We start from the raw sequence: 23,759 nt of genomic DNA, 5'->3' as shown, positions 1-23,759 counted from the left end.
CGACCGGAGCCGACCGGCAGGCGGCACTACTGGAGAGAGCCATGGCAGAGAAACTCACGAAGAACGAGCGCCGAGAGCGGGCGCGCGAGCAGGCGCGCCTCGCCCGCGAGGCCGAGAAGCGCCGCGAGAAGCGCGGCCGCCTGCTGCTGCAGGGCGGCATCGTGGTCGGCGTGCTGGCGATCCTCGCCGTCGTCGCCCTCATCCTCACCCAGACGATGAAGCCCGCCGGCCCCGGCCCCGAGAACATGGCCTCCGGCGGTGTCGTATTCACCAAGGACCTCAAGGTGGTCGAGACCCCGGCGCTGCAGTCCGGCGAGGAGCGCGAGGCGCCAGAGGTCGACCGCAAGCAGCTGCCCCTCGACGTGAGCATCTACGTCGACTACATGTGCCCCGCCTGCGGCGCGTTCGAGCAGCAGTACGGCACGATGCTGGAGAACTACGTGGGCAGCGGCGACGTCACCCTGCAGGTCTACCCGCTGAACTTCCTCGACAGTGCGTCGCTCGGCACCAAGTACTCGACCCGCGCCGCCAACCTGTTCAGCTGCGTGGTCGAGCAGCAGCCCGACGTCGCATTCAAGCTGCACAACACCCTCCTGAGCGCTGAAGTGCAGCCGGCCGAGGGCAGCACCGGCCTCACCGACGACGAGCTGCTCGAGCAGGCCGAGGGCGCCGGAGCCGAGCTCACCGACGAACTGCGCCAGTGCGTCAAGGACGTGCGCTTCGGCAGCTTCATCGCCGCCAACTACAAGGCCGTGAGCGAGACCGGCGTGCAGGGCCTCGCCAAGGGCGCCCAGATGTTCGGCCCCGGCGGCACCGAGCTGCAGCCCGCCGACCAGGCGCAGCGCCTCGTCAGCACCCCCACCGTCATCGTGAACGGCCAGCAGTGGAACCAGGCTCGTGACGGCGATCTCGAGTCGTACCTGCTGAAGGTCAAGAGCGAGGTCGAGAAGAACAGCTCGGCCGCCGACGATTCCGCCGACGCGGAGGACTCGGAGTAAACTGCTCGGGGCGGCGGCGCACGTCGCCGCCCCCTCGCCGCCTTAGCTCATCTGGTAGAGCAGCGCCCTTGTAAAGCGCAGGTGGTCGGTTCGAGTCCGACAGGCGGCTCGCAGAGAAAACGCGCCAGCGTTTTCTCAAGAGGCGCCCGGCCACTGCTGCGGCCATGGAGCGCAGCGAGGGCTGGGCTCGCAGAGAAAACGCGGCAGCGTTTTCGCAAGAGGCGCGCGGCCACTGCTGCGGCCACGGAGCGGAGCGAGGGCTGGGCTCCACGCTGGCCCCGCTCCGCGGGGCCGGTTGCGTGTCGGCGCCTGTCGGTCTGCGAACCGACTCCGGTGTCGCGGGCTCCACCGGCTTCCCGCGCGCAACGCCGGCGCGTTGCCCGGAGCGCGCGCAGGCTCCAGTCGGAGGAGTATGGTTGACCGGGTGCATGTGAGGTTCAGGGTTCCCGTCGCGCTGCTCGGCTCCGGTACTGCGGGCATGCTGGTCGCGGTGCAGTCGCGCATCAACGGCGGCCTGAGCCAGCAGATCGGCAGCGGATACCTCGCCGCTCTCGCCTCGTTCGGCTCCGGCCTGCTGCTCGTCGGGCTGGTGCTGCTCTTCACACCGAAGGCGCGACGCGGCATGGGGCTGCTCACGGCGGAGGTGCGGGCGGGCCGGTACCCCGTCTGGGGGCTGCTCGGCGGTACCTGCGGCGCGTTCTTCGTGCTCACGCAGGGGCTGGTGGCGTCGGTGATCGGTCTCGCGCTGTTCACGGTCGGCATCGTCGCCGGTCAGGTGCTCGGGGGCCTGCTCATGGATCGCATCGGGCTGGGCCCGGGAGGCCGGGTGGATCCGTCGCTGCCGCGTGTGACGGGTACGATCCTGGCGGTCGTGGCCGTGGCGATCTCGGTCGCGGGCGGCCTCGGCGGCGCGGGATCGCCGTGGCTCGTGGTGGTTCCGCTGGTGGCGGGCATCGGCATGTCGTGGCAGTCGGCGGTGAACGGCTTGGTGCGGGCGGCCGCGCAGAGCGCGATCGCGTCGACGTTCGTGAACTTCGTGGTGGGCACCGCGGTGCTCGCGGTCGCCGCGGCGGTGTCGGTGGCGACCCAGGGATGGCCTGAGAACTGGCCGAGCGAGCCCTGGTTCTATGTGGGCGGCGTGATCGGCGTGATCTTCATCGCGGTGGCCGCGATCCTCGTCCGCCTCACCGGGGTGTTGCTGCTCAGCATGTCGAACGTCGCCGGGCAGCTCATCGCGTCGGTGCTGCTGGAGGCGGGGTTGCCGCTCGCCGGCGGTGTGACGGTCGCCATGGCGGTCGGCACCGCCGTGGCGCTGGCGGCCGTGGTGATCGCGTCGCTGCCGGGCCGCGGCTCGCGGGCGTGACGGATCCGGATCGCCGCCGGATCAGAGTTCGCTGAGGTGCTGTGAGAGATCGAGGGGTTTGCGCGGCTTGACGCGGCGCTCCTTCTCGGGCACGCCGCCGACGTAGATCCAGCCGAGCAGATACTCGGGCTTCTCGACCCCGAGCGCCTTGCGCACGGCCTTCGCGCGGGTGAGCGATCCGGTGCGCCACATCGTGCCCCAGCCGGCCTCGTGCAGCAGCAGGCCGAGAGTGTGCGCGACGCCGCTCGCGACGGCCTCCTGCTCCCAGAGGGGAATTTTGTCCTTGCGCGGGCTCACGACGACGGCGAGCAGCAGGGGAGCGCGCTGCGCCTTGGCGACGTACTTCTCGCGGTCGCCGCCCTCGGCCTTCGCGAGCGCTTTGCCGAGCTTCTTGCGGGCGTCGCCGCGCAGCGCGATGATACGCCAGGGGCGCAGCCCGGAGTGGTCGGCGATGCTCGACATCGCCGACACGAGCTCTTCGAGCTCGGCCTGCGACGGGGCGTCGTCGGTGACCTTCGAGTAGGAGCGGCGGTTGCGCACCGCGTCGAGCGCGGCCCGTGGCGTCGACTCGGCGCTCATGCGCCGGCCGTGGTCTCGTCGGACCCGGGCTCGAACGAGAGGGCCAGGGAGTTCATGCAGTAGCGGTCGCCGGTGGGGGTGCCGAAGCCGTCGGGGAACACGTGGCCCAGGTGCGATCCGCACTTCGCGCACCGCACCTCGGTGCGCACCATGCCGAGGCTGGAGTCTTCGAGCAGTTCGACCGCCTCGGGGCGCACGCTCTCGTAGAAGCTCGGCCAGCCGCAGCCCGAGTCGAACTTGGTGCCCGCCACGAAGAGCTCGTTGCCGCAGGCGCGGCAGCGGTAGAGACCGTCGCGATCCTCGTTCAGCAGTGCTCCGGTGCCGGCCCGCTCGGTCGCGGCCTGGCGCAGGATCGCATACTCCTCGGGGGAGAGGCGCGCGCGCCACTCGGCGTCGTCGAGGCGCACCTCATAGCGGTCATCGGGTTCGATCGGCTGGTTCACGGTACTCCTTCGCGCGCGTCGATGCGCTGCCCAGTGTACGCCGGGAGGCTGCTGAACGTCAGGGGAGAGGATCGTCGACACGGGTAGAACGCACACCCGACTTGCATCATCCGATGATATTCGTCAGACTTATCTTCGGTGCCGAGTTAGGCATGCCTCATCTGAGTCGGATGTGGCATTGGATGCGGTTGGATCCGCGTTCCCGCCCACGTCCCAGTTTCATCCATCAAGGAGTGCGTTGCGCATGTTTGCACGTCGGGGTTTGCGAGGTCCGCTCGCGGCATTGCTGGTTTCTGCCCTGGTGGCGGGAGGTGCTCTGATCGGCAGCACCACTGCCTCGGCTGAGGAGCTCCCCGCAGATCCGGTGATCGAGCAGACCACTACTCCCGAAGCCCCGGCTGAAAGCGCGCCGGTCGAGCCCGCTCCCGAGACGGCCGCCCCCGCGGAGCCCGCGGCGGAACCCACCGCACCGGAGCAGCTGCCGGTCGAGAACGCGGCTCCGGCGGCACCTGCGGAGAGTATCGCTCCTCAGGGAAGCGTCTCGCCGCAGGCCCTCAGTGGGCCGGGCGCTACGCTCTCTTCGCTCGACGTTCCGTCGTATGGGGTTTCGGTGACGTCGCCGTCGACTGATGTTGAGCCGGGTGCGAGCATCGATGTTTCGGGTGTGTTCCCGGAGAAGACTGCGGATAAGAACACTGCGGTGTATCTGATGTGGTGTGTGGATCCGGGGACGGGGAACCGTGCTTCGGGTGGGCAGTGCGATAGCTCGAAGCAGCAGTGGTTGATGCATACTTCGCAGTACGGGCAGCCGGTNGGGTGTGTTCCCGGAGAAGACTGCGGATAAGAACACTGCGGTGTATCTGATGTGGTGTGTGGATCCGGGGACGGGGAACCGTGCTTCGGGTGGGCAGTGCGATAGCTCGAAGCAGCAGTGGTTGATGCATACTTCGCAGTACGGGCAGCCGGTGACGGGTGCTGTGGTTGACGGGGTGTGGACGTTCTCGACCTCGATCACGGTTCCTGATTCGGTGGGGGCGCAGGAGTGCCTGGCCGATGGTGAGAACCAGTGTGGTCTGTTCGTGCGTCTGGATCACAACTTCTCGGGTGATGGTGCGACGCAGTTCGATCAGTTCGTGCCGGTGACCTTCAAGGCGANGTGTGGTCTGTTCGTGCGTCTGGATCACAACTTCTCGGGTGATGGTGCGACGCAGTTCGATCAGTTCGTGCCGGTGACCTTCAAGGCGAGTGGGGAATCCTCGCCGGCTTCCGTGAGTGGCAGCATCATCAAGGCCGACCGGACAGGCCTGGGAGTGAAGATCGTGGGTGACCAGATCAGCGCGGCTGAGAGTGAGGACGGCTTGACCGTTGCAGTCGTGGAGAAGGGCAAGAAGATTGTCGCCAATGGCGATACCGTCTCCTGGGTATTCATCCCTAAGGGCGCGGTTGTCGGCGGTGCATTCGAAACCACTCTCCAGGCGGCACCCTCTGCGCTTGTTCGCTCCAAGCAGTATGAGGCCGTCGTTATGAGTGGATCCGACTGGAGCAAGCTCTCCGAGCGCAAGGTCGGCTCTAAGGCTCTTCCGATCACGCTTCAGAACTGGGAGAGCATCTTTGGCCCGGTCAAACCGAGCGCTCAGGCCCTCACCTCGATCTCGGCTTCGGGTCTTGAGGTGAAGGTATCCGGGAAGAACCTTCCGGTGTCCGATGGCGGCCAGATCTACGCTGCCGTCATCGAGGCGGGCTCCGAGAGCAAGCTGACGGCGGACGGCGGTTACACCGCGTTCGCGCTGCCTTTCCCCACGGTGACCGGCGGCTCGGTCGACGCTACCCTCCTCGCGACGAAGGACAAGCTCGACCGTGAGAAGAAGTACGAGGTGCTGCTCTGGGAGGTGCACTCCGTCCCGACCGCCAAGACCATCTACGCTCGCGCCGCCGTGAACATCACGCAGGAGCAGTGGAATCAGCTCTCCGGCACGGTCGTACCGCCAGCCCCGAAGCCCGTCGCTCCTGCCCCCGTGCAGCCGGCGCAGGGCGCGCAGCAAGCCGGTTCGCTGACCTGGGCCGTGTCGTCCGGGTTCGCGGGCTACACGACCGGCCCGATCGCGAAGGGCAGCGTCACCGGTAACGGTGTCGGCGGTGGTGCGGGCGGCTACGTGTTCCCGCAGGCCGGCAGCTCGTGGAACGGCGCGGCCCACACCGGCTCGGTGCAGTACTCGGGCGTGGTGACCTTCAGCGGGCACAAGGGGCTCATGAACGAGTCCTTCGGCAATCCCGTCATCACGGTCAACAACGCCGCCTCCGGCACCATCTCGGTGAGCGGCCGCAGCTACGGCCTCAACCTCGCGGTCGCGGCGAAGTCCGTCGGCGCGAACGGTGAGGTCACCTGGGCCGGCGCACCCGTCGCGGGTGCGATCAGCGGCGGCGGCTCGAACAGCAGCGGCTCCGGCGGCGGCTCGTTCGGCCTCGACCCCGTCACCTTCACGGTGGGCTCGGCGAGCGGTGCGAGCTACGGCTCGGTCTCCACGGTCAGCGCGAGCAACACGAAGCGCACCCCGGCCGCGACGCCCCCGGCCACCACCGGCATCCAGGTGGTGACCCCCGCGAAGAAGCTCGTGCCCGGCGGCGAGATCGAGATCGAGGCCTCCGGCTTCGAGCGCAAGGAGCGCGACATCCTCGTGGTGCTCTACTCCGACCCGATCGTGCTCGACGAGGCTGCGGGCGCCGACGAGAACGGCACCGTGCGCTGGATCGGCACCCTGCCCGAGGACATCGAGCCCGGAGTGCACACCATCACCCTGCAGGGCAGCATCAACGCCGGAGCGGTGATCGAGATCGCCGAGAAGGCCGAGACCGCGAAGGAGAAGGTCAAGAAGAAGGCCACCACCGCGAAGATCGCGGAGCAGGCGGAGCCCGTGGCCGCCGGCGTGGTGCCGACCGACGACGGCCCCGTGTGGGTCTGGTGGGCGGCCGCGATCGCCCTGCTGGTGATCGCCGGTGCGACGACGGGTCTCGTGGTCGTGCAGCGTCGAGGCAACAGGGGAGAGTGATGAGCAAGAAGACCGCAGCGCTCCGAGGCCTCGTCGCCACCTCGCTCATCGGTGCCGCCGTCACGGCGGCGCCGGTGGCCGCGACCGCGGCCCCTGCGACCGCCGAGGCGAACGGTTCCTGCACCGTCCAGTCGGCCGAGATGACCTGGGGCGTGAAGGAGAGCTTCCGCTCCTACATCAGCGGCTCGATCGCGAACGGCGAGTGGACCGTGAGTGACGACATGCGATACGAGACGCCCGACTTCATCTGGAACCAGGTCGAGGGCGCCTTCTCCGAGACGCTCGAGGAGGGGCGGATCGCGTTCACCGGTGCGGTGCACTTCACCGGTCACGGCGGCGCCATGGAGCTCGACCTCGCCGATCCGGTGATCGAGTTCGCGGGTGACGACACCGCCTACCTGCTGCTCAGCATGGGAGCCACCGATACGGCGAACGCGGGCGGCGAGGCGGCGACCTCCGAGGTGCGGGCCGCGAAGATCGATCTCACCGGCGTCGTCGCAGCGCAGGGCGGCGACCTCGAGATCGTCTCGGCACCCACCCGCCTCACGGCGGAGGGCGCCGACGCCTTCAACGGCGAGTACGGAAGCTACGTCTCGGGAGAGGAGCTCGATCCCGTCAGCCTCACCGTGGCGGCCGACTGCGTGCTCGCCGAGAGCACGGCCGAGGAGCCGACGACCCCCGCTGAGCCCGCAGAGACGGCGGAGCCCGAGCAGGCCGCAGAGCAGGGTGTGCCCTGGCTGCCGATCATCATCGGCGGCGTGGCGATCCTCGTCATCGGCGTGACCGGAGGCATGCTCATCGCGGGCCGCGGCAAGAAGCAGCCCGCCGCCGAGCGGGAGACCGACGGGAGCTCGTCGCCAGAGGCCTGATCGAGTCGGCCCATCTGTGCCGAGACGGCCCACGATTCACGCGAATCGTGGGCCGTCTCGGTGTTTTCGGGCCGACTCAATGATGCCGCGCAGGCCGGCTCAGCGGCGGGCCCGCCGCGTCAGAAGCGCCGCGGCAGCACGATGCCCCTGCCCGTGACGGGGTGGGGGATCACCTCGACGGGCGTCTGGTAGACGTCGCTGACCACCTCGGCCGTCAGCACCCGCTCCGGAGCGTCGCAGGCGATGATGCGGCCGTCGCGCAGCAGCGCGATCCGATCCGCGTACGCCCCGGCGAGATTGAGATCGTGCAGCACCACCAGCACCGCGTCGCCCGCACGCGCCCGCTCGCGGGCGATCCCGAGCACCGCCTCCTGGTGCCCCAGATCGAGGGCGGCCGTGGGCTCGTCGAGCATCAGCACCCCGGTGCGGCCGGCCATCACGCGGGCGAAACCGGCGCGGGCCCGCTCACCGCCCGACAGCGACGGAACGCGGCGGTTGCCGAGGTGCGCGATGTCGGCCGCGGCGATCGCCTCCGAGATCGCCGCGTTGTCGTCGTCCTCGAGCGGAGTGCGCCGCCACGGCGCCCGCCCCATCTCGACCACCTGATGCACGGTGAACGGGAACAACAGCTGGTTGTCCTGCAGCAGCACGCCCCGGCGCCGCGACAGCTCGGAGAGCGACCAGTCGCCGATCTCACGATCGCCGAATCGCACCGATCCGCGATCCGGAGCGACATCGCCCGACAGCACGCTCAGCAGTGTCGACTTGCCCGCCCCGTTCGGGCCGAGCAGCGCGAGCACCTCGCCCGCGCGCAGCTCGAGCGACACCGAGTCGAGCAGGGCGCGGCCGCCGCGCTCCAGGTGCACGGCCTCGGCCGCGCACACCGTCTCGCCGATCGTCGCGCGTTGCGGGATCTCGATGTGGCGGGCCATCAGCCCCACCCCCCGCTGCGCTTGCGCGTGCGACGCAGCAGCCAGAAGAAGAAGGGGCCGCCCACGAGCGCCGTGAGCATGCCGATGGGCATGTCGGCGTTCGGAACCACCGTGCGCGCCGCGAGGTCGGCGAGGGTGAGCAGCAGCGCGCCGCCCAGCGCCGACGCGGTGACGAGCGGCAGGTGGGCGGGGCCGAGGATCATGCGCATCAGGTGCGGGATCACGAGGCCCACGAACGAGATGATGCCCGCGAAGGCCACCGCCGCGCCGGTGAGCAGCGCCACGACGAAGATCATGCTGATGCGCAGCACTTCGACGTTCACGCCGAGATGACGCGCGTTGCGCTCGCCGAGCGACAGCAGATCGAGCTTGCGGGCCGCGAAGTACGCGGAGAGCAGGCCCACGGCGATGACGGGCGCGATGATCGCGACCTGCGACCAGCGGCTGCCCGCGAGACTGCCGAGCTGCCAGAAGACGATCTGCTCGCGCGACTGCGTATCGCCGAGGAAGGTGAGCAGTGCGATGCCGGCGCCCGCGATCGCGTTCACCGCGATACCGGTGAGCACCAGTGTGACGACCTCGGTGCGGCCCTCGGCCCGGCTCATCGCGTAGACCAGCAGCGTCGCGCCGAGGCCGGCCGCGAAGGCGAACACCGCCGTCGTCCACTCGCCGAACACCGTGACGCCGAAGACGATCGCGAGGCCCGCACCCACAGCCGCACCCGACGAGATGCCGATCACACCGGGCTCGGCGAGCGGGTTGCCGAAGATGGCCTGCATGAGCAGACCCGCGACGGCGAGGCCCGCCCCGATGAGCGCGGCGATCGCGACGCGCGGGAAGCGCACCGTCCACAGGGTCTGATCGCCCATGGGGTGGCTCGGCAGCGGCAGCCAGTCGATGCCGACGCGGTGCAGCAGCGACCCGAGCACCTCGAGCGGCGGGATGCCGAGCTGGCCCGTGCTGCCCGACAGCACGATCGACACGAGCAGCGCCACCGCGAGGGCCGCGAACAGGATGGTTTTCGTCGTCGCGCGACGAGATGTCGTGGCGGACGAGGAGACGGTCATGCGAGCTCGGAACACCTTTGCGTGGAACACGCGGCGAGCGCGGCTCGGCCGGTGTGGAATGGGGCGGATCTTCGAAGTCCAGTAATCATCATACCTAGCTTGGGTTAGGCTAAACCCCGGTATTCAACGGATGAATGAGGAGCGCCGTCGTATGAAGTTGGGATCGAAGCGCGGGATCGCCGCGCTCGCGCTCGTCGTGCTGCTCGGGATCGGTGCGACGGGGTGCCAGAGCGGCTCCCACCACGGCGGTTCGGCCGCGGCCGAACCCGTCGAGCTGCCGCCCCTGAGCGAGATCACCCCGCTCGAGGACCCCACCGCCTACGAGGGGCCCACGACCGCGCTGGTCGGCGGTCCCAGCATCCCACCGCTCGCGGAGGAGCCCGAGCAGCAGCTGCCCGCCACCGTCACCTCGCACGACAACTCGGGCGACACCGAGGTGACCGTGACCGACAACTCGCGCATCGTGCCGCTCTCGCTCAGCGGCTCGATCGGCGAGCTCGTCTACGCGTTCGGCCTCGCCGACCGCATCGTCGGCCGCGACATCTCTACGAGCTTCCCAGGCTCGGACGACATTCCCGTGGTCACGAAGGACGGCCACTCGATCGACGCCGAGGGCGTCCTCGCGCTCAACCCCAGTCTCATCATCACCGACGGCAGCATCGGCCCGACCGACGTCGTGCTGCAGCTGCGGGAGGCCGGCATCCCCGTCGTCACCGTCGATCGCGCCGTCGACGCCGAGAGCAGCTTCGCCACCGCGCAGCAGGTGGCCGACGCGCTGGGCGTCGGAGCCGCCGCCCCCGATCTCATCGACTCGCTGGGCCAGGCCATCGCCGACAAGGAGGCCGAGGTGCAGCGGCTGCTGCCGGCCGACGAGTCGAAGCTGCCGCGCGTCGCCTTCCTCTACGTGCGCGGCACCGCAGGCGTCTTCTACCTCTTCGGCGAGGGCAGCGGCATCGACTCGCTCATCCGCTCGGTCGGCGCCGTCGACGTGGCCGCCGAGATCGGCTGGGTCGGCGAGAAGCCCATGACCGAGGAGGCGCTGATCGCGATGAACCCCGACATCATCATCGTGATGACGAAGGGACTCGAGAGCGCCGGCGGCGTCGACGGCCTGCTGCAGGCGCAGCCGAGCATCGCCCTCACCGAGGCCGGGCAGCACCGGCGCATCATCGACGTCGACGACTCCGTGCTGTTCGCGGGCGGCACCCGCATCCCGGACGTCATCGACGGGCTCGCGCGCGCCATCTACGCGCCCGACTCGCTGTAGGCGCCGCGAAGCGTCGCCGCGAGCGGCGGCTCAGGGTCGCGCCTCGTGCCTGAGGAACTGTCAGGAAGCGGCAGGGTACTCTAGTGTGTGTCTCAGCCGGATCGGACGTGGTTCCGCCATCCTGCGCGAGGTGCGGGCCGCAGGATCTCGTCGGGAGATCGCGGGGTTCGCGAGTTCGCGCGAACCGACGCGAGCTGAACTGAAGCAGGTGGACGACCGAACGGGAGCAGGGTTGGCGCAGAAGAACGAAGGCACGAGCACGCCTCGTGGCGCGCGCCAGCACTACCCCGAGGATCGCTTCGACCGCATACCCCGCAGCGGTCGCGTCGGCGCCCACCGCATCACGGCCCGGCCCCGGTACGTCTGGCAGTACCTGGTCGCCGCCCTGCTCGGCTTCGCCCTGCTCACCACCGTCGGAATCGCGATCGTGAGCGGGCTCGGCAACATCGGCAAGTTCACCGGCGACCGGCCCGCGACGACGTCGAACGCGCCCAGCACGCCCGACGCGGTGCTCGACCCCACGGCCACCGTCGCCGTGCTCAACGGCACCGAGATCCCGAATCTCGCCGCCGCGCTCGACCAGCTCATCACGCAGCAGCAGTGGGGCACCATCCTGTTCAGCGGCAGCGCCGCGGCGAGCGACGTGCAGATCTCGGCGGTCTTCTACTCCGACTCGGCCGATGAGTCGGCTGCAGCCGGCCTCGCGGCCGAGCTGGGCGGCATCTCGACGTACCAGACCGAGGAGTACCAGCAGTACGGCGCACGCCTCATCGTGCTGCTCGGCGCCGACTACGCCGGCCCCGGTCTCGACGAGGCGCAGGCGCTGACCGGCGGATCCGCCCCCGCAGAGGAGGTGCAGATCGACCCCGAGACGGGCTACCAGATCGACCCGACGACCGGGCAGCTCATCGATCCCGCCACCGGCTGGCTGATCGATCCCGACACGGGCTGGCCCGTCGATCCGGAGACCGGCGCGCCGGTCGATCCCGCGACCCTGCCCGCGGAGTGAGCCCGGCGGGCGAGACCGCCCTCCGCTCGCGCGTACCCGCGCTCCCTGCTTGATCCGCGCACTCGTGGCGGCTTCGCGCTCAGGTTTCCCTGTGTGTGCGGCTTCCCCGTGCGCTCGCATGCAGGGTGCCCCGTGCGCGCACGGGGTCCACTCGGCTGTGTTCGCTCCTCGCGAGCATCCCTGCTTGCACTCGCCATGCTTGAGTGCCAAGATTGGTGTTAGCAGTCGATTCGGCTGAGTGCTAAACATCCGTGCGTCGGTGCCCGGCGCCGGCACGGAGCCCACCATCAGTAAAGACGTCCGGGAGGGGCGAAATACATGGCAAAGATCATTGCATTTGATGAGGAAGCGCGTCGTGGGCTCGAGCGGGGTCTCAACACCCTCGCCGACGCCGTCAAGGTGACGCTCGGCCCGCGCGGCCGCAACGTCGTCCTCGAGAAGAAGTGGGGCGCCCCCACCATCACCAACGACGGCGTCTCGATCGCCAAGGAGATCGAGCTCGACGATCCCTACGAGAAGATCGGCGCCGAGCTCGTCAAGGAGGTCGCCAAGAAGACCGACGACGTCGCGGGCGACGGCACCACCACCGCCACCGTGCTCGCTCAGGCGCTCGTGCGCGAGGGCCTCCGTAACGTCGCCGCCGGCAGCGACCCGATCGCCATCAAGAAGGGCATCGAGAAGGCCGTCGCCGCCGTGTCGGCCAAGCTCCTCGAGAACGCGAAGGAGATCGAGACCACCGACGAGATCGCCGCCACCGCCTCGATCTCGGCTGCCGACGAGCAGATCGGCCAGCTCATCGCCGAGGCCATCGACAAGGTCGGCAAGGAGGGCGTCGTCACCGTCGAGGAGTCGAACACCTTCGGCACCGAGCTCGAGCTGACCGAGGGCATGCGCTTCGACAAGGGCTACCTCTCGGCCTACTTCGTCACCGACGCCGATCGCCAGGAGGCGGTCTTCGAGGATCCCTACATCCTCATCGTCAACAGCAAGGTCTCGAACATCAAGGACCTGCTCCCCGTCGTCGATCCCGTGATCCAGTCGGGCAAGCAGCTCCTCATCATCGCCGAGGATGTCGAGGGCGAGGCGCTCGCGACGCTCGTGCTCAACAAGATCCGCGGCATCTTCAAGTCGGCCGCCGTCAAGGCTCCCGGCTTCGGCGACCGCCGCAAGGCCATGCTGCAGGACATCGCGATCCTCACCGGCGGCACCGTCATCTCCGAGGAGGTCGGCCTCAAGCTCGAGAACGCCACCCTCGACATGCTCGGCAGCGCCCGCAAGGTCATCATCACCAAGGACGAGACCACCATCGTCCAGGGTGGCGGCGACGAGGAGCAGATCCAGGGCCGCGTGGCTCAGATCCGCCGCGAGATCGAGTCGACCGACAGCGATTACGACCGCGAGAAGCTGCAGGAGCGCCTCGCCAAGCTCGCCGGTGGCGTCGCCGTCATCAAGGCCGGCGCCGCGACCGAGGTCGAGCTCAAGGAGCGCAAGCACCGCATCGAGGACGCCGTGCGCAACGCGAAGGCGGCCGTCGAGGAGGGCGTGCTGCCCGGCGGCGGTGTCGCGCTGATCCAGGCCGGCAAGGACGTGTTCGACTCGCTCGAGCTCTCGGCCGACGAGGCCGTGGGCGCGAAGATCGTGCGCGCCGCCATCGAGGCTCCGCTGCGCCAGATCGCGCAGAACGCCGGCCTCGAGCCCGGCGTCGTCGCCGATCGCGTCGCCAACCTGCCCATCGGTCACGGCCTCAACGCCGCGACCGGCGAGTACGGCGACCTGGTCGCGCAGGGCATCCTCGATCCCGCCAAGGTGACCCGTTCGGCGCTGCAGAACGCCGCGTCGATCGCCGGCCTCTTCCTCACCACCGAGGCCGTCGTCGCCGACAAGCCCGAGCCCGCCTCCGCGGCTCCGGCCGATCCCGGCGCCGGTATGGACTTCTAAGTCCGAAGCTCACGCAGGGGCCGCACCTTCGGGTGCGGCCCCTGCTGCGTTTCCGGGGGTCCTGGGCGCCGTGCTCCTCCCTCGCCCTCCCTGCCTCCCGCCCCACTCTCACTCTGTCCTCGCTCTGCCCCGTCCCTGCCCCGTCCCCGCTCCCGATCCCGCCCCTGCTCCCGCCCCCATTGAGCTGACGCGTGTGGTCGTTTTGTGGGAGGCAGAGGGCCACACGCGTTATCTCGCACGGGAAGGGCGGGCGGGCAACAGGGCGGGCGGGCCGGATCGCAGCGGCCGGATCGAGCCGGAGGTCTATCCGAACTCAGCACTTCGTCCACAGGCGGCGCCGGGCGCGATTTTCTGGCGTGGATCGGCGGCCCCTGTGGGGAACCGCGTTTCAGCCCGTCACGTCCTCCAGGGTGAGGCCATGCCCTCCTCCCGCGGACCCCGAACCTCGCCACTGCCTCCTCGCGCCTTTCTCGTCGGCGAGGGGATGCGGGGCGAGTTGAGCCGGCGACAGCTTCGCCACCCCAGATTCGAGGCGCCGCACCGGGGTGTGCGGCGTCTCAAGGACGACGCCCGCTCGGCGCACCTTCGCGAGCGTGTCGCACGTGCGGCCGCAGACTACCTGCCGCTGCTGCGTCGGGAGCGCCGGGAAGCGTTCAGTCACACCACCGCGCTGCACCTGTACGGCGCCCCGATTCGCACCCCGGTCGAGGTGCACGTCTCGATCGCCGCTCCGCACGGGCCCGCCCGCGGCCGCAATGTGCTGGGGCATCACCACGGTGCCCGCGTGCGGCCGAGAGCGCTGCGCGTGGCGGGTGCGGCGACGGCATTGCCCTGCGTTCCGCCCGCCACGGCGCTCATCCAATCGGCGTCTCTGCTGAGTTTCCGCGAGCAGGTGGTCGCCATCGATCATCTCGTGAGGGTCCGAGGGCGCGCAGGAGGGGAGTGGTCTCTGGCCGAACTGCACGATCTCGCCGCCGCGGTAGCGGATTCGAGCGCGCGAGGCATCCTGAGGCTCAGGGCAGCGCTGAGCGTCGCCCGCATCGGAGCGGAATCGCGTATGGAGAGCCTGCAGCACTTCGAACTCGCGCGCATGGGGGTCGATACGCTGGAGTTGCAGGCCGACCTCCACGACCGCGAGGGCGTCTGGATCGGCAGATTCGATTCGGTGGATCGGGTGAAGCGCCGCATTCTCGAGTACGACGGAGAGCAGCATCGCATCGACCGCGCGCAGTACTTGCACGACGAGCGCCGCCTCGACCGCGCTCGTGACGAGGGCTACCGGGTGATGCGCACGCACTACGAGGACTTCCGCCCGGAGGCACTCGAACGCACGAGGGCCGGCCTCTGCGAGTTCCTGCAGTGCCGTCCCCGGCCGATCCCCGCCTGGCTCGAGCGATACTTCGCCGAGCCGTACTGAGGGGGCGCCTACCCTCCCTCCTTCCCTCCTGCCCCGCCCTGCACTGAAACTCGTTCGAACTGACGCCTGTGGTCGCTCTGTGAAGGCGAAACGACCAGAGGCGTCAGCTCGAAACCGGGGAAGGGCGAGGGGGAGGGAAAGCGGGGAGGGAGGGAGGGAGGGAGGGAGGAAGGAAGGGAGGGAGGGAGGGAGAGAGGAAGGGGGCGGGACGCCTCAGGCTCCGGCGGTGTCGTCGGCGGGCTCGGGGGCGGGCAGGTCGATCCGGAACGTCGCTCCGCCGCCCGGTGTCTCGTGCACGTCGACGGTGCCGCCGTGCGCGTCGACGATCGACTTCACGATGGCGAGGCCGAGGCCCGATCCGCCGGTCTCCCGGTTGCGCGAGGTGTCGGCCCGCCAGAACCGCCCGAAGATCTTCTCGCGGATCTGCTCGGGGATGCCCTCGCCGTGGTCGACGATCTCGAAGCGAGCCATCGCCCGGCGTCCCTCCTCGGGGGGCACGGCTGAGACCACGACCTCGATCGGGCTGCCCTCGGGCGTGTGGCGCATGGCGTTGCCGATGAGGTTCGTCATGAGCTGGCGCACCTTGTGCTCGTCGCCGAGCACCTCGGGGGCGGCGGCGTCCTCGACGACGCTCACCTCGCGGTCGGGCGCCTGCGCGCGCGCGTCGAGCGCAGCGTCGTGCGCGAGCCGGTTCAGCGACAGCGGCGCGAGTTCGAGGGGGCGGCGCTCGTCGAGGCGGGCGAGGGCCAGCAGATCCTCGACGAGCGAGGTCATGCGGATCGCCTCCTTCTCGATGCGCTCCATCGCCTGCCCCACCTGCTCGTCGTCCTGCAGGGCGCCCATGCGGTACAGCTCGGCGTAGCCGCGCACCGACACGAGGGGGGTGCGCAGTTCGTGGCTGGCGTCGCCGATGAAGCGGCGCATGCGCTCGATGGTGCGGGCCCGGTCTTCGAGCGAGCCGTCGAGGCGGTCGAGCATGACGTTGAGCGACTCGCCCAGGTGCCCGACCTCGGTGTGCGGGCTCGACACCATGATGCGCTTCGAGTAGTCGCCGCGCGAGATCTCGAGCGCGGTCTGCTCGACCTCGGCGAGCGGCAGGAAGGTCGCGGTGACGAGCAGCCGCGTGAGGGCCGCGCCGAGCAGGATGACGGCGATGCCGAACGCCGTGAAGATCACCACATACTGCGCGAGCACCTGGTTGATGAAGCCGCTGGAAACGGCGATGAGCAGGGTGCCCCTGACGACGCCGTTCTCGCTGATCGGCAGCGCGATCGCCTGCCATTCGGTGCCGTCGGGGCTCGACATCGGGATGGGGCGGTCGTGGTTGAGCAGGCTCGGCGGGGGCACCTCGGGGATCGCGGCCGACTGCTCGCCCCTGGTGTTGTCGTACTGCAGCGAGCCGTCGGCGCCGAGCAGGGCGACGTAGTACACGCGGGGGGCGCCGAGCACGTCGTTGCGGGTGAGGTCGGTGACGTCGGCCCCTCGGGCGAGCGCCTCGGTCGGGTCGTTGCGCAGCTGGAGCAGGGTGCTCGTCTGGGTCGAGGCCAGGATGGGCCGCAGCACCGAAAGGGTGCCGACGCCGGCCACGATGAGTCCTAGGAACAGGATGAACACCGTGACGCCGGTGATCTTCGCGCGCAGCGAGACATCGGCCCAGCGGTCGGCGAAACGGGTCACCCTACTTCGTCTCTGTCTTCAGCATGTATCCGAAGCCGCGCTTGGTCTGGATCAGCGACTCCTCGGTGAGGGGGTCGAGCTTGCGGCGCAGGTACGAGATGTACGACTCGACGATGCCGGCGTCGCCGTTGAAGTCGTACTCCCAGACGTGGTCGAGGATCTGGGCCTTCGAGAGCACGCGGTTGGCGTTCTGCATGAGGTAGCGCAGCAGCTTGAACTCGGTGGGGGAGAGCTCGACGGGGGTGCTGTCGACCGAGACCTCGTGGGTATCCTGGTCCATCGTGATGGGGCCGACGGTGAGCACCGAGTCCTCGTCCTCCTGGATGGTGCGGCGCAGCACGGCCTTGATGCGGGCGATGATCTCGTCGAGGCTGAACGGCTTGGTGACGTAGTCGTCGCCGCCGACGGTGAGGCCCTCGACCTTGTCTTCGGTGTCGTCTTTCGCGGTGAGGAAGATGATCGGGGCGGTGTAGCCCGCGGAGCGCAGGCGCTTGGTCACGCTGAAGCCGTTCATGTCGGGCAGCATGACGTCGAGGATGATGAGGTCGGGCTCTTCTTCGAGGACGGCCGAGATGGTCTGCGCGCCGTTGGCGACCGCGCGCACGCCGAAGCCCGCGAAGCGCAGGCTCGTGCTGAGCAGCTCACGGATGCTGGGCTCGTCGTCGACGATGAGGATCCGGGGTCCCTTGTTCTGCGTAGTCATGCATTCAGTCTCTGATTGCCAGCTATGAAGTCGCTGACAATATGCGGGATCGCGCGAAGGGGGCTGTGACCCTTGCGCGATCCCGCGGGCGTCAGGGGCGGCGGCTCACGCCCCGGTCACCCATGCCGCCCAGGCCGAGGCCATCGCATCGTAGTTCTCCACCCAGAAATCGAAGTCGGGGACTCGGCCGGTCTCGAAGCGCGTGCTCGCCAGCCAATCGGACAGCGTCTCGTCGACCTGCGGCTCGGCGTGCACGTTGACCGGCGACATGGAGTTGAGCTCGGTCATACCGGCCTGCTGATCGGCGCCGAGGAAGTAGTTGATCGCGGCGTGCGAGGCCTCGGGATCCTTCGCCCCCTTCGGGATCGCGGTCGAGTCGATCGCGACGAGCCACTCGTCCCAGACCGGCGCGATGGGGGCGCCGGCCTCGGCGGCCCCGTAGCCGCGGCCCGACCACACGAAGCCCATGACGGCCTCGCCGCTCTCGAGCTGCTGCTGGGCCTGGGCTCCGGTGCTCCACGCGATCATGTCGTCGCCGAGGCTCTGATACTTCTCGATCGCCTGGTCGATGTGCTCGGGCTGCAACCGGTCGAGGTCCACGCCTTCGGCCATGAGCGCGAACTCGAGATTCTGCGGATCGACGTAGGTGGTCTGCGGCACCGTGCGCTTGCCGGGGAACCGGGCAGTGTCGAAGAAGTCGGCCGCGCTGCGCGGCGGGTCGTCTCCGAACACCTCGGTGTTGTAGGCGATGACGAAGCCGTACATCACGTTCGGGATCATGCAGTCGTCGGTGATCGTGCCCTCGGGGAGCTCGGAGGTGTCGATCTTCGAGCGGTCGATCTTCTCGTACAGCGTGCCGCAGTTGCGGGCGGTGTCGACCTGGGAGGTGTCGACGATGTCCCATGCCACGTTGCCGCTGTCGACCATCGCCTTCAGCTTGCCCGAGTCGAAGGCGTCCATCTGCATTCTCGCTCCGGATGCCTCGGCGAAGGGCTGCCAGATGGCCTCGTCCTGGCCTTCCTGGAAGATGCCGCCCGGACCGGCGTAGGTGAGGGTCGTTCCCTCCAGCGCTCCCTGGGCGATCTCCCCGACCCGGGGCGTTCCGAGCTCGCGGTCGGGCGGCGGGGCGGCCTCGCCGCCCGAGCATGCTGCGAGGAGGAGTGCGGCGGCGCCGGTGAGCGCCACCGCGGAGGTGATGCGGGAGAGTGTCGTCATTGATTCTTCCGTTTCTTCGTCGCGGGCGACCGCGGGTGGAGGGGGCTACCGCCCCCAGAGGGAGAGGAACTCGTAGGCGACGTGCGCCGCGGCGAGCGAGGTGACATCTGCGTGATCGTAGGCGGGCGCGACCTCGACCACGTCGGCGCCCACGACGTCGAGCGGTGCGAGTCCGCGAAGCAGGAAGAGCAGTTCGCGGCTGGTGAGGCCGCCCGGCTCGGGGGTGCCGGTGCCCGGTGCGAACGCCGGATCGAGCACGTCGATGTCCACGGATACGTAGACGGGGCGTTCTCCGAGCCTGCTGAGGATCTGCTCCAGCACCCCTTCGAGGCCCGTCGTCGAGAACTCGCTGGAGTGGACGGCCTGGAACCCGAGCGCCCGATCGTCCGAGAGATCGTGCGGGCCGTAGAGGGGCCCGCGGATCCCGACGTGCATGCATCCCTCCGGGTCGAGCAGCCCCTCTTCCGCGGCGCGGCGGAAGGGCGCGCCGTGGTGGAGCGCGGCGCCGAAGTAGGTGCCGAAGGTGTCGATGTGCGCGTCGAAGTGCAGCACGGAGATCGGACCGTGCCGAGCGGCGAGCGTCTTGATCGACGGGTATGCGATCGTGTGGTCGCCGCCGAGCACCACCAGCTTGCCGGAGCGCTCGCGGGCCTCGGAGAGGCCGTCGATCATCGCCGAGACCGCGCGTTCGATTCCGAAGGGGGTGACGGCCAGGTTGCCGACGTCGGCGACCTGGTGGTGCGCGAACGGGAACGCGTCGAGTTCGACGTTGTAGGGGCGGATGAGGTGGCTGGCGCCCCGGATCCCTGCCGGGCCGAATCGCGCGCCCGGGCGGAAGGTGACTCCCGCGTCGAACGGGATGCCGATGACACCGGCCTGCGCCTCGCCGACGTCTTCGAGGCGGGGAAGCCCCGCGAAGGTGCCGGGGCCGGAGAATCGCGGGACCTGCGAGAAGTCGACCTGGGAGGTGATCCGACCGCCATCCGGAGAGACGGTGGTGGCGTAGGGGATCTCGAGGCTCATGCGTCCGCCCCTTCGCGCAGCAGCGAATCGGCTTCGACGCGGTGCTCCGCCGGGGCCCTTACGACGATGACCGACAGCGCGGGTCGAGCCGTCGCCTCCCGCAGGGCATCCTCCAGTTCCGCGGGTGTCGTGGCGCGCGTCACCTCGGCGCCGAACCCCGCGGCGATCGCCCCGAGGTCGTGAGCGGAGGTGCGAACCCCTGCGGGCTGGATGTCGGTGCGGTCGAAGGAGATCTCGATCTCGCGGTAGCCGCCGTTGTCCCAGATGACGAGTGTGATGTTGGCGCCGAGATCGTGCGCGGTCGCGAGCTCGGGCAGCGTGAACAGCGAGCTGCCGTCGCCCGCGAGCCCGATGACGGGCCGGCCCGGTGCCGCGATGGCCGCGCCGATCGCCATGGGGAGCGCGGGGCCGAGCGTGCCGTAGCCGTAGGGGGCGAGCCAGCGCCCGGGTCCGTGCAGCGAGAGGAAGTGGTGCGACTGGTAGGCGACCTGCGCCGAGTCGGCGGTGAGGATCGCCGACTCGGGCAGCGCTCGCTCGATGGCGTCGATCCAGGGGGTGTGCGGATCCGCTTCCCGCGCCTCCGCGAGCCCGGACTTCGCGGTGGCCGCCCGCGCCGCGCCAGCCGCGCTCGCCGCAGCATTCGGCTCCTCGAGGCCGGCGAGCGCCGTCCGTGCGAAATCCGCGACCCGCATCGGCAGCGTGGGGCGGGTCTGATCCGGGTGGGTCGTCTGGGGGTCGATGTCGACTCGCACGATGTCAGCCAGGCGCGGCTCGGGCGAGCCGGTGAACAGGAACTCGAAGTCGGAGAGCTCGGTGCCGAGGGCGACCACGAGGTCGGCGTCCTCGAGCAGCTCCTGGGTGCGGGGGAAGGGCATGCTGATGCCGACGTTGAGCGGGTGCTCGTCGGCGATGAGGCCCTTCGCGTTGCCGGTGAGGACGACCGGGGCGGCCAGGCGTTCCGCGAGCCGGGTCACGGCCGCGCCGTCGTGGCGGGCTCCTCCGCCGGCGACGATCACCGGGCGGTCGGAGGAGGCGAGGCGGTCGAGGGCCTCGACCAGTCGGGCCGAGATCTCCTCGGTTTCGGCGGCGGGAGGGAGGGCCGCCCGCGGGGCAGGCCGGTGGGGTTCGCCGACCTCCTCCTCGAGCAGGTCGCGCGGCACTCCGATGTAGACGGGCCGGGCGCGCTCGTGCTCCCATCGCCGGAAGGCCTCGTCGATCAGCTCGGCGACCCGCTCCGCCGAGGTGGCCGTCTCGCTGATCAGCGTGAAGGGGCGGAGCACCTCGGCGAGGTCGGGGGTGTCGTGCAGGGTGCCGCGGTGCTCGCCGAGCTGATCGCGCGTGACGGTCGACCCGATGACGAGCATCGGGATCGAATCGTGCCAGGCCTGGGCGATCGGCGTGAGGGCGTTGAGGACGCCGGGCCCCGTGATGAGGTAGCAGACGCCGGGGATGCCGGAGACGCGGGTGTAGGCGTCGGCCATGAATCCGGCGCCCTGCTCGTGACGGGGGATGGTCACGCGCAGCCCGCTGCGATCGATGTCGCGGAAGAGCTCGAGCGTATGGACTCCCGGGATTCCGAAGATCTGCTCGATCCCGTATTCGGTGAGGAGCGAGCTGATGGCCTGGCCGAGTCGCATGGTCGATGTGTCTCCTTCCGCGGACGTCGCTGTCCGCTGTCGCTCGGGTGTCCGGAGTGCCGGCGCCGAGTACCGCAGTTTTATCACGCAATACTGTGTGTGGTTATACTAAACACTGCCGAAGAGTTTCGTCAATGGTTGCGGAGCGGGCAGGATAGAGGCGTCGTCGAAGACCCGGCGTCCGCTGGCAGATCGGAGCACCCCATGGCCGAACGCGGCACCACGGCTCGCCATCCGCACTCCGGTGCGACGGCTCAGCTCACCCAGATCGGCTTCCGCCTGCGCGTCGCCCGTGAGGAGCGCGGCATGACGATCAGCAGCGTGGCGGCGTTCACCGGCCTCACCAAGGGATTCATCTCGCAGGTCGAACGAGGTCTCGCGTCGGCCTCGGTGACCTCGCTCGCGGCGATCTGCGACGCGCTCACCATGCCGATGGGCCGGCTCTTCGACCCGCCCAAGGTGTACGTCAGCCGTCACGGCGACCGCGAGCCGGCGAAGCTGATGGGGGAGGGCGTCTCCGACACGGTGCTCTCGCCTCCCGGTCAGAGCGACGTGCAGGTGATCGAGACCTGGGTCGAACCGGGCGGCGGCTTCGAGCCCGAACCGTACCGTCTGCCCGTCGATCGCGAGTTCGTCGTGGTGCTCGCGGGAACGCTCGAGCTGCGCATCGAAGCCGAGACGTATCTGCTGGGCGAGGGCGACTCCGTGAGCTTCGACGCGCGCCACGCCCACATCTGGCGCAACCCGTCGGAGAGCGAGCGCACCCGGCTGATGTGGGTGCTGACCTCCCACGTGTGAGCGGTGCCCCCGAGGGGTCGGGTGGCGTCGGTCGCCTACACCTCGTGCGCGTCGAGAATCGTGTAGCTGTACCCCTGCTCGGCGAGGAATCGCTGGCGGTTCTGCGCGAAGTCCTGGTCGACGGTGTCGCGCGCGATGAGCGTGTAGAACGACGCCGTGATGCCGGCGGCCTTGGGGCGCAGCAGCCGGCCGAGGCGCTGCGCCTCCTCCTGGCGCGAGCCGAATGATCCCGAGATCTGGATCGCGACCGACGCGTCGGGCAGGTCGACCGAGAAGTTCGCGACCTTCGAGACGACGAGGATCCGCTCTTCGCCGCTGCGGAAGGCCTGGAAGAGCTGCTCGCGCTCGTCGACGGGGGTCTGGCCGGAGATGAGCGGCGCCCCGAGCGCGTCGGACATCGCCTCGAGCTGGTCGATGTACTGGCCGATCACGAGCACGCTCTCGCCGGGGTGCTTCTCGATGATGCGCTGCGCGATGCGCTGCTTCTCGGGGGTCGACGAGGCGATGCGGTAGCGATCCTGATCCTCGGCGACCGCGTAGTCCATGCGTTCCGACTCCGGCAGCTCGACCCGCACCTCGAAGCACGCGGCGGGGGCGATGAAGCCCTGCGCCTCGATGTCCTTCCACGCGGCGTCGTAGCGCTTCGGGCCGATCAGGCTGAACACGTCGCCCTCGCGACCGTCCTCGCGCACGAGCGTGGCGGTGAGGCCGAGGCGGCGGCGCGCCTGCAGGTCGGCGGTGAGCTTGAACACGGGGGCCGGCAGCAGGTGCACCTCGTCGTAGACGATCACGCCCCAGTCTTCGGCGTCGAGCAGTGAGAGGTGCTGGTACTCGCCCTTCCGTCGGCTCGTGAGGATCTGGTAAGTGGCGATGGTGACGGGTCTGATCTCCTTGACCTGCCCGGAGTACTCTCCGATCTCGTCCTCGGTGAGCGAGGTGCGGCGCAGCAGCTCGTCGCGCCACTGGCGAGCCGAGACTGCGTTGGTGACGAGGATCAGCGTCTTCGCCCCCACCTCGGCCATCGCCGCCGCACCCACGATCGTCTTGCCGGCGCCGCACGGCAGCACGACCACGCCCGAGCCGCCGCGCTGGAACGCCTCGACCGCCTTGGCCTGGTAGTCGCGCAGGTGCCAGCCCTGCTGCTCGAGGTCGATGCCGTAGGGTTCGCCGGGGGTGTAGCCCGCGAGATCCTCGGCGGGCCAGCCGCGAGACACGAGCTGCTGCTTGAGTTCGCCGCGCGCCCAGGGCTCGAGCGGGTAGGTGCGCTCGTCGATGCGGTTGCCGAGCAGCGGGACGATCTTCTTCGCGCTGGTGACCTCGCGCAGGATCGCCGGGTCGTCGGAGCGCAGCACGAGCTGCGGGGCCGCGGTGTCGTCGGCGGACGGGGAGGCCGGCGCCTCGTCGCTCGAGAGGCGCTCGATGGTGAGGCGCCCGTAGCGGCGCATCGTGTCCTCGATCTCGCTCGCGACCCCGGCAGGCACGGGGAACTTGGCGTAGCGGTTCAGCGTGCCGAGGATCTCTTCGGCGGTGTGCCCGGCGGCGCGCGCGTTCCAGAGGCCGAGCCGCGTGACCCGGTAGGTGTGGATGTGCTCGGGGGCGCGCTCGAGCTCGGCGAAGACGGCGAGCTCGTGGCGGGCGTCTTCTGCGTCGGGGTGCGCGACCTCCAGGAGCACGGTGTGGTCGCTCTGCACGATGAGGGGCCCGAGAGTCATAGCTGTCGATTCTACGCGGCGCGGATTGGAATCTTCTGCTGGGGATGCCGGTTCGGAGGCCGGGA

19 protein-coding genes and 1 tRNA gene are annotated in these 23,759 nt (G+C 69.6%); 10 read left to right on the top strand and 10 right to left on the bottom strand.

Annotated elements, in window-relative coordinates:
• Window positions 1–41 precede the first annotated feature (41 nt).
• From H490_RS21670 to H490_RS21660, 3 genes are all read left to right on the top strand, one after another.
• Window positions 42–998 carry a DsbA family protein gene (locus H490_RS21670; protein WP_017883543.1) on the top strand — a complete coding sequence of 319 codons (957 nt, stop codon included), beginning with the start codon at window positions 42–44 and terminating at the stop codon, window positions 996–998.
• 36 nt (window positions 999–1,034) lie between these two features.
• A tRNA-Thr gene (locus H490_RS21665) sits at window positions 1,035–1,107 on the top strand.
• 303 nt (window positions 1,108–1,410) lie between these two features.
• Complete coding sequence (locus H490_RS21660) at window positions 1,411–2,361, top strand: DMT family transporter (protein WP_041205214.1); 951 nt, start codon at window positions 1,411–1,413, stop codon at window positions 2,359–2,361.
• Between the two features lie 21 nt (window positions 2,362–2,382).
• On the opposite strand, the gene H490_RS21655 is transcribed toward H490_RS21660, so the two are convergent.
• Together H490_RS21655 and msrB are read right to left on the bottom strand one after the other, a co-directional pair.
• The gene (locus H490_RS21655) at window positions 2,383–2,940 is read right to left on the bottom strand and encodes a nitroreductase family protein (RefSeq protein WP_017883541.1); all 558 of its coding nucleotides are present in this window, start codon (window positions 2,938–2,940) and stop codon (window positions 2,383–2,385) included.
• The gene (msrB, locus tag H490_RS21650) at window positions 2,937–3,383 is read right to left on the bottom strand and encodes a peptide-methionine (R)-S-oxide reductase MsrB (RefSeq protein ID WP_017883540.1); all 447 of its coding nucleotides are present in this window, start codon (window positions 3,381–3,383) and stop codon (window positions 2,937–2,939) included. Before msrB ends, H490_RS21655 begins: the two co-directional genes overlap by 4 nt.
• Window positions 3,384–4,321: 938 nt before the next feature.
• Here msrB and H490_RS21645 point away from each other — a divergent pair.
• Both H490_RS21645 and H490_RS21640 read left to right on the top strand, forming a co-directional pair.
• Window positions 4,322–6,430 carry an HtaA domain-containing protein gene (locus H490_RS21645; RefSeq protein WP_193743390.1) on the top strand — a complete coding sequence of 703 codons (2,109 nt, stop codon included), beginning with the start codon at window positions 4,322–4,324 and terminating at the stop codon, window positions 6,428–6,430.
• A complete protein-coding gene (locus tag H490_RS21640; protein WP_017883538.1) occupies window positions 6,430–7,299 on the top strand; it encodes an HtaA domain-containing protein in 870 nt (289 codons plus the stop codon). The genes H490_RS21645 and H490_RS21640 overlap by 1 nt, the downstream gene beginning before the upstream one ends.
• A gap of 119 nt (window positions 7,300–7,418) precedes the next feature.
• Here the strand turns inward: H490_RS21640 and H490_RS21635 are convergent, their stop codons facing one another.
• Window positions 7,419–8,231, bottom strand: coding sequence for a heme ABC transporter ATP-binding protein (locus H490_RS21635; RefSeq protein WP_031289850.1), 813 nt, complete (start codon window positions 8,229–8,231; stop codon window positions 7,419–7,421).
• A complete protein-coding gene (locus H490_RS21630; RefSeq protein WP_017883536.1) occupies window positions 8,231–9,298 on the bottom strand; it encodes a FecCD family ABC transporter permease in 1,068 nt (355 codons plus the stop codon). Before H490_RS21630 ends, H490_RS21635 begins: the two co-directional genes overlap by 1 nt.
• 151 nt (window positions 9,299–9,449) lie before the next feature.
• Between H490_RS21630 and H490_RS21625 the strand changes: the two genes are divergently transcribed.
• From H490_RS21625 to H490_RS0115765, 4 genes are all read left to right on the top strand, one after another.
• Window positions 9,450–10,565, top strand: coding sequence for a heme/hemin ABC transporter substrate-binding protein (locus H490_RS21625; protein ID WP_017883535.1), 1,116 nt, complete (start codon window positions 9,450–9,452; stop codon window positions 10,563–10,565).
• Between the two features lie 232 nt (window positions 10,566–10,797).
• A complete protein-coding gene (locus H490_RS21620) occupies window positions 10,798–11,574 on the top strand; it encodes a LytR C-terminal domain-containing protein (protein WP_017883534.1) in 777 nt (258 codons plus the stop codon).
• 318 nt (window positions 11,575–11,892) lie between these two features.
• Window positions 11,893–13,512 (top strand): chaperonin GroEL, encoded by a 1,620-nt coding sequence (gene groL, locus H490_RS21615; protein WP_017883533.1) that lies wholly within the window; start codon window positions 11,893–11,895, stop codon window positions 13,510–13,512.
• Window positions 13,513–14,059: 547 nt separating this feature from the next.
• Complete coding sequence (locus H490_RS0115765) at window positions 14,060–14,929, top strand: hypothetical protein (RefSeq protein WP_017883532.1); 870 nt, start codon at window positions 14,060–14,062, stop codon at window positions 14,927–14,929.
• Between the two features lie 213 nt (window positions 14,930–15,142).
• Here H490_RS0115765 and H490_RS21610 read toward each other — a convergent pair whose 3' ends face one another.
• The 5 genes from H490_RS21610 to H490_RS21590 all read right to left on the bottom strand — a co-directional run bounded on the left by H490_RS21610 (window position 15,143) and on the right by H490_RS21590 (window position 21,184).
• A complete protein-coding gene (locus H490_RS21610; protein WP_017883531.1) occupies window positions 15,143–16,606 on the bottom strand; it encodes a sensor histidine kinase in 1,464 nt (487 codons plus the stop codon).
• Between the two features lies 1 nt (window position 16,607).
• The gene (locus H490_RS21605) at window positions 16,608–17,309 is read right to left on the bottom strand and encodes a response regulator transcription factor (protein ID WP_017883530.1); all 702 of its coding nucleotides are present in this window, start codon (window positions 17,307–17,309) and stop codon (window positions 16,608–16,610) included.
• Window positions 17,310–17,414: 105 nt separating this feature from the next.
• Window positions 17,415–18,524 carry an ABC transporter substrate-binding protein gene (locus H490_RS21600; RefSeq protein WP_017883529.1) on the bottom strand — a complete coding sequence of 370 codons (1,110 nt, stop codon included), beginning with the start codon at window positions 18,522–18,524 and terminating at the stop codon, window positions 17,415–17,417.
• Between the two features lie 45 nt (window positions 18,525–18,569).
• Window positions 18,570–19,547, bottom strand: coding sequence for an agmatinase (speB, locus tag H490_RS21595; RefSeq protein ID WP_017883528.1), 978 nt, complete (start codon window positions 19,545–19,547; stop codon window positions 18,570–18,572).
• Window positions 19,544–21,184, bottom strand: coding sequence for a 5-guanidino-2-oxopentanoate decarboxylase (locus H490_RS21590; protein ID WP_017883527.1), 1,641 nt, complete (start codon window positions 21,182–21,184; stop codon window positions 19,544–19,546). The genes speB and H490_RS21590 overlap by 4 nt, the downstream gene beginning before the upstream one ends.
• A 204-nt stretch (window positions 21,185–21,388) precedes the next feature.
• Here H490_RS21590 and H490_RS21585 point away from each other — a divergent pair, with 204 nt between their 5' ends.
• Complete coding sequence (locus tag H490_RS21585; protein WP_017883526.1) at window positions 21,389–21,982, top strand: helix-turn-helix domain-containing protein; 594 nt, start codon at window positions 21,389–21,391, stop codon at window positions 21,980–21,982.
• A gap of 35 nt (window positions 21,983–22,017) precedes the next feature.
• Here the strand turns inward: H490_RS21585 and H490_RS21580 are convergent, their stop codons facing one another.
• Entirely contained in the window at window positions 22,018–23,694 is a 1,677-nt protein-coding gene (locus H490_RS21580) for a DNA repair helicase XPB (protein ID WP_017883525.1), read from the bottom strand.
• Window positions 23,695–23,759: the final 65 nt, after the last annotated feature.

It is taken from the genome of Leucobacter sp. UCD-THU (assembly GCF_000349545.1).
Lineage (GTDB): Bacteria > Actinomycetota > Actinomycetes > Actinomycetales > Microbacteriaceae > Leucobacter > Leucobacter muris.
The sequence above is the reverse complement of the archived record's forward strand: the minus strand, read 5'-3'. Positions and strand labels throughout refer to the sequence as shown.

Coding starts and splice junctions, on each gene's coding strand:
- H490_RS21670 (WP_017883543.1), top strand. CDS start 42: ATGGCAGAGAAACTCACGAAGAACGAGCGCCGAGAGCGGGCGCGCGAG.
- H490_RS21660 (WP_041205214.1), top strand. CDS start 1,411: ATGGTTGACCGGGTGCATGTGAGGTTCAGGGTTCCCGTCGCGCTGCTC.
- H490_RS21655 (WP_017883541.1), bottom strand. CDS start 2,940: ATGAGCGCCGAGTCGACGCCACGGGCCGCGCTCGACGCGGTGCGCAAC.
- H490_RS21640 (WP_017883538.1), top strand. CDS start 6,430: ATGAGCAAGAAGACCGCAGCGCTCCGAGGCCTCGTCGCCACCTCGCTC.
- H490_RS21635 (WP_031289850.1), bottom strand. CDS start 8,231: ATGGCCCGCCACATCGAGATCCCGCAACGCGCGACGATCGGCGAGACG.
- H490_RS21630 (WP_017883536.1), bottom strand. CDS start 9,298: ATGACCGTCTCCTCGTCCGCCACGACATCTCGTCGCGCGACGACGAAA.
- H490_RS21625 (WP_017883535.1), top strand. CDS start 9,450: ATGAAGTTGGGATCGAAGCGCGGGATCGCCGCGCTCGCGCTCGTCGTG.
- groL (WP_017883533.1), top strand. CDS start 11,893: ATGGCAAAGATCATTGCATTTGATGAGGAAGCGCGTCGTGGGCTCGAG.
- H490_RS21605 (WP_017883530.1), bottom strand. CDS start 17,309: ATGACTACGCAGAACAAGGGACCCCGGATCCTCATCGTCGACGACGAG.
- H490_RS21600 (WP_017883529.1), bottom strand. CDS start 18,524: ATGACGACACTCTCCCGCATCACCTCCGCGGTGGCGCTCACCGGCGCC.
- speB (WP_017883528.1), bottom strand. CDS start 19,547: ATGAGCCTCGAGATCCCCTACGCCACCACCGTCTCTCCGGATGGCGGT.
- H490_RS21590 (WP_017883527.1), bottom strand. CDS start 21,184: ATGCGACTCGGCCAGGCCATCAGCTCGCTCCTCACCGAATACGGGATC.
- H490_RS21585 (WP_017883526.1), top strand. CDS start 21,389: ATGGCCGAACGCGGCACCACGGCTCGCCATCCGCACTCCGGTGCGACG.
- H490_RS21580 (WP_017883525.1), bottom strand. CDS start 23,694: ATGACTCTCGGGCCCCTCATCGTGCAGAGCGACCACACCGTGCTCCTG.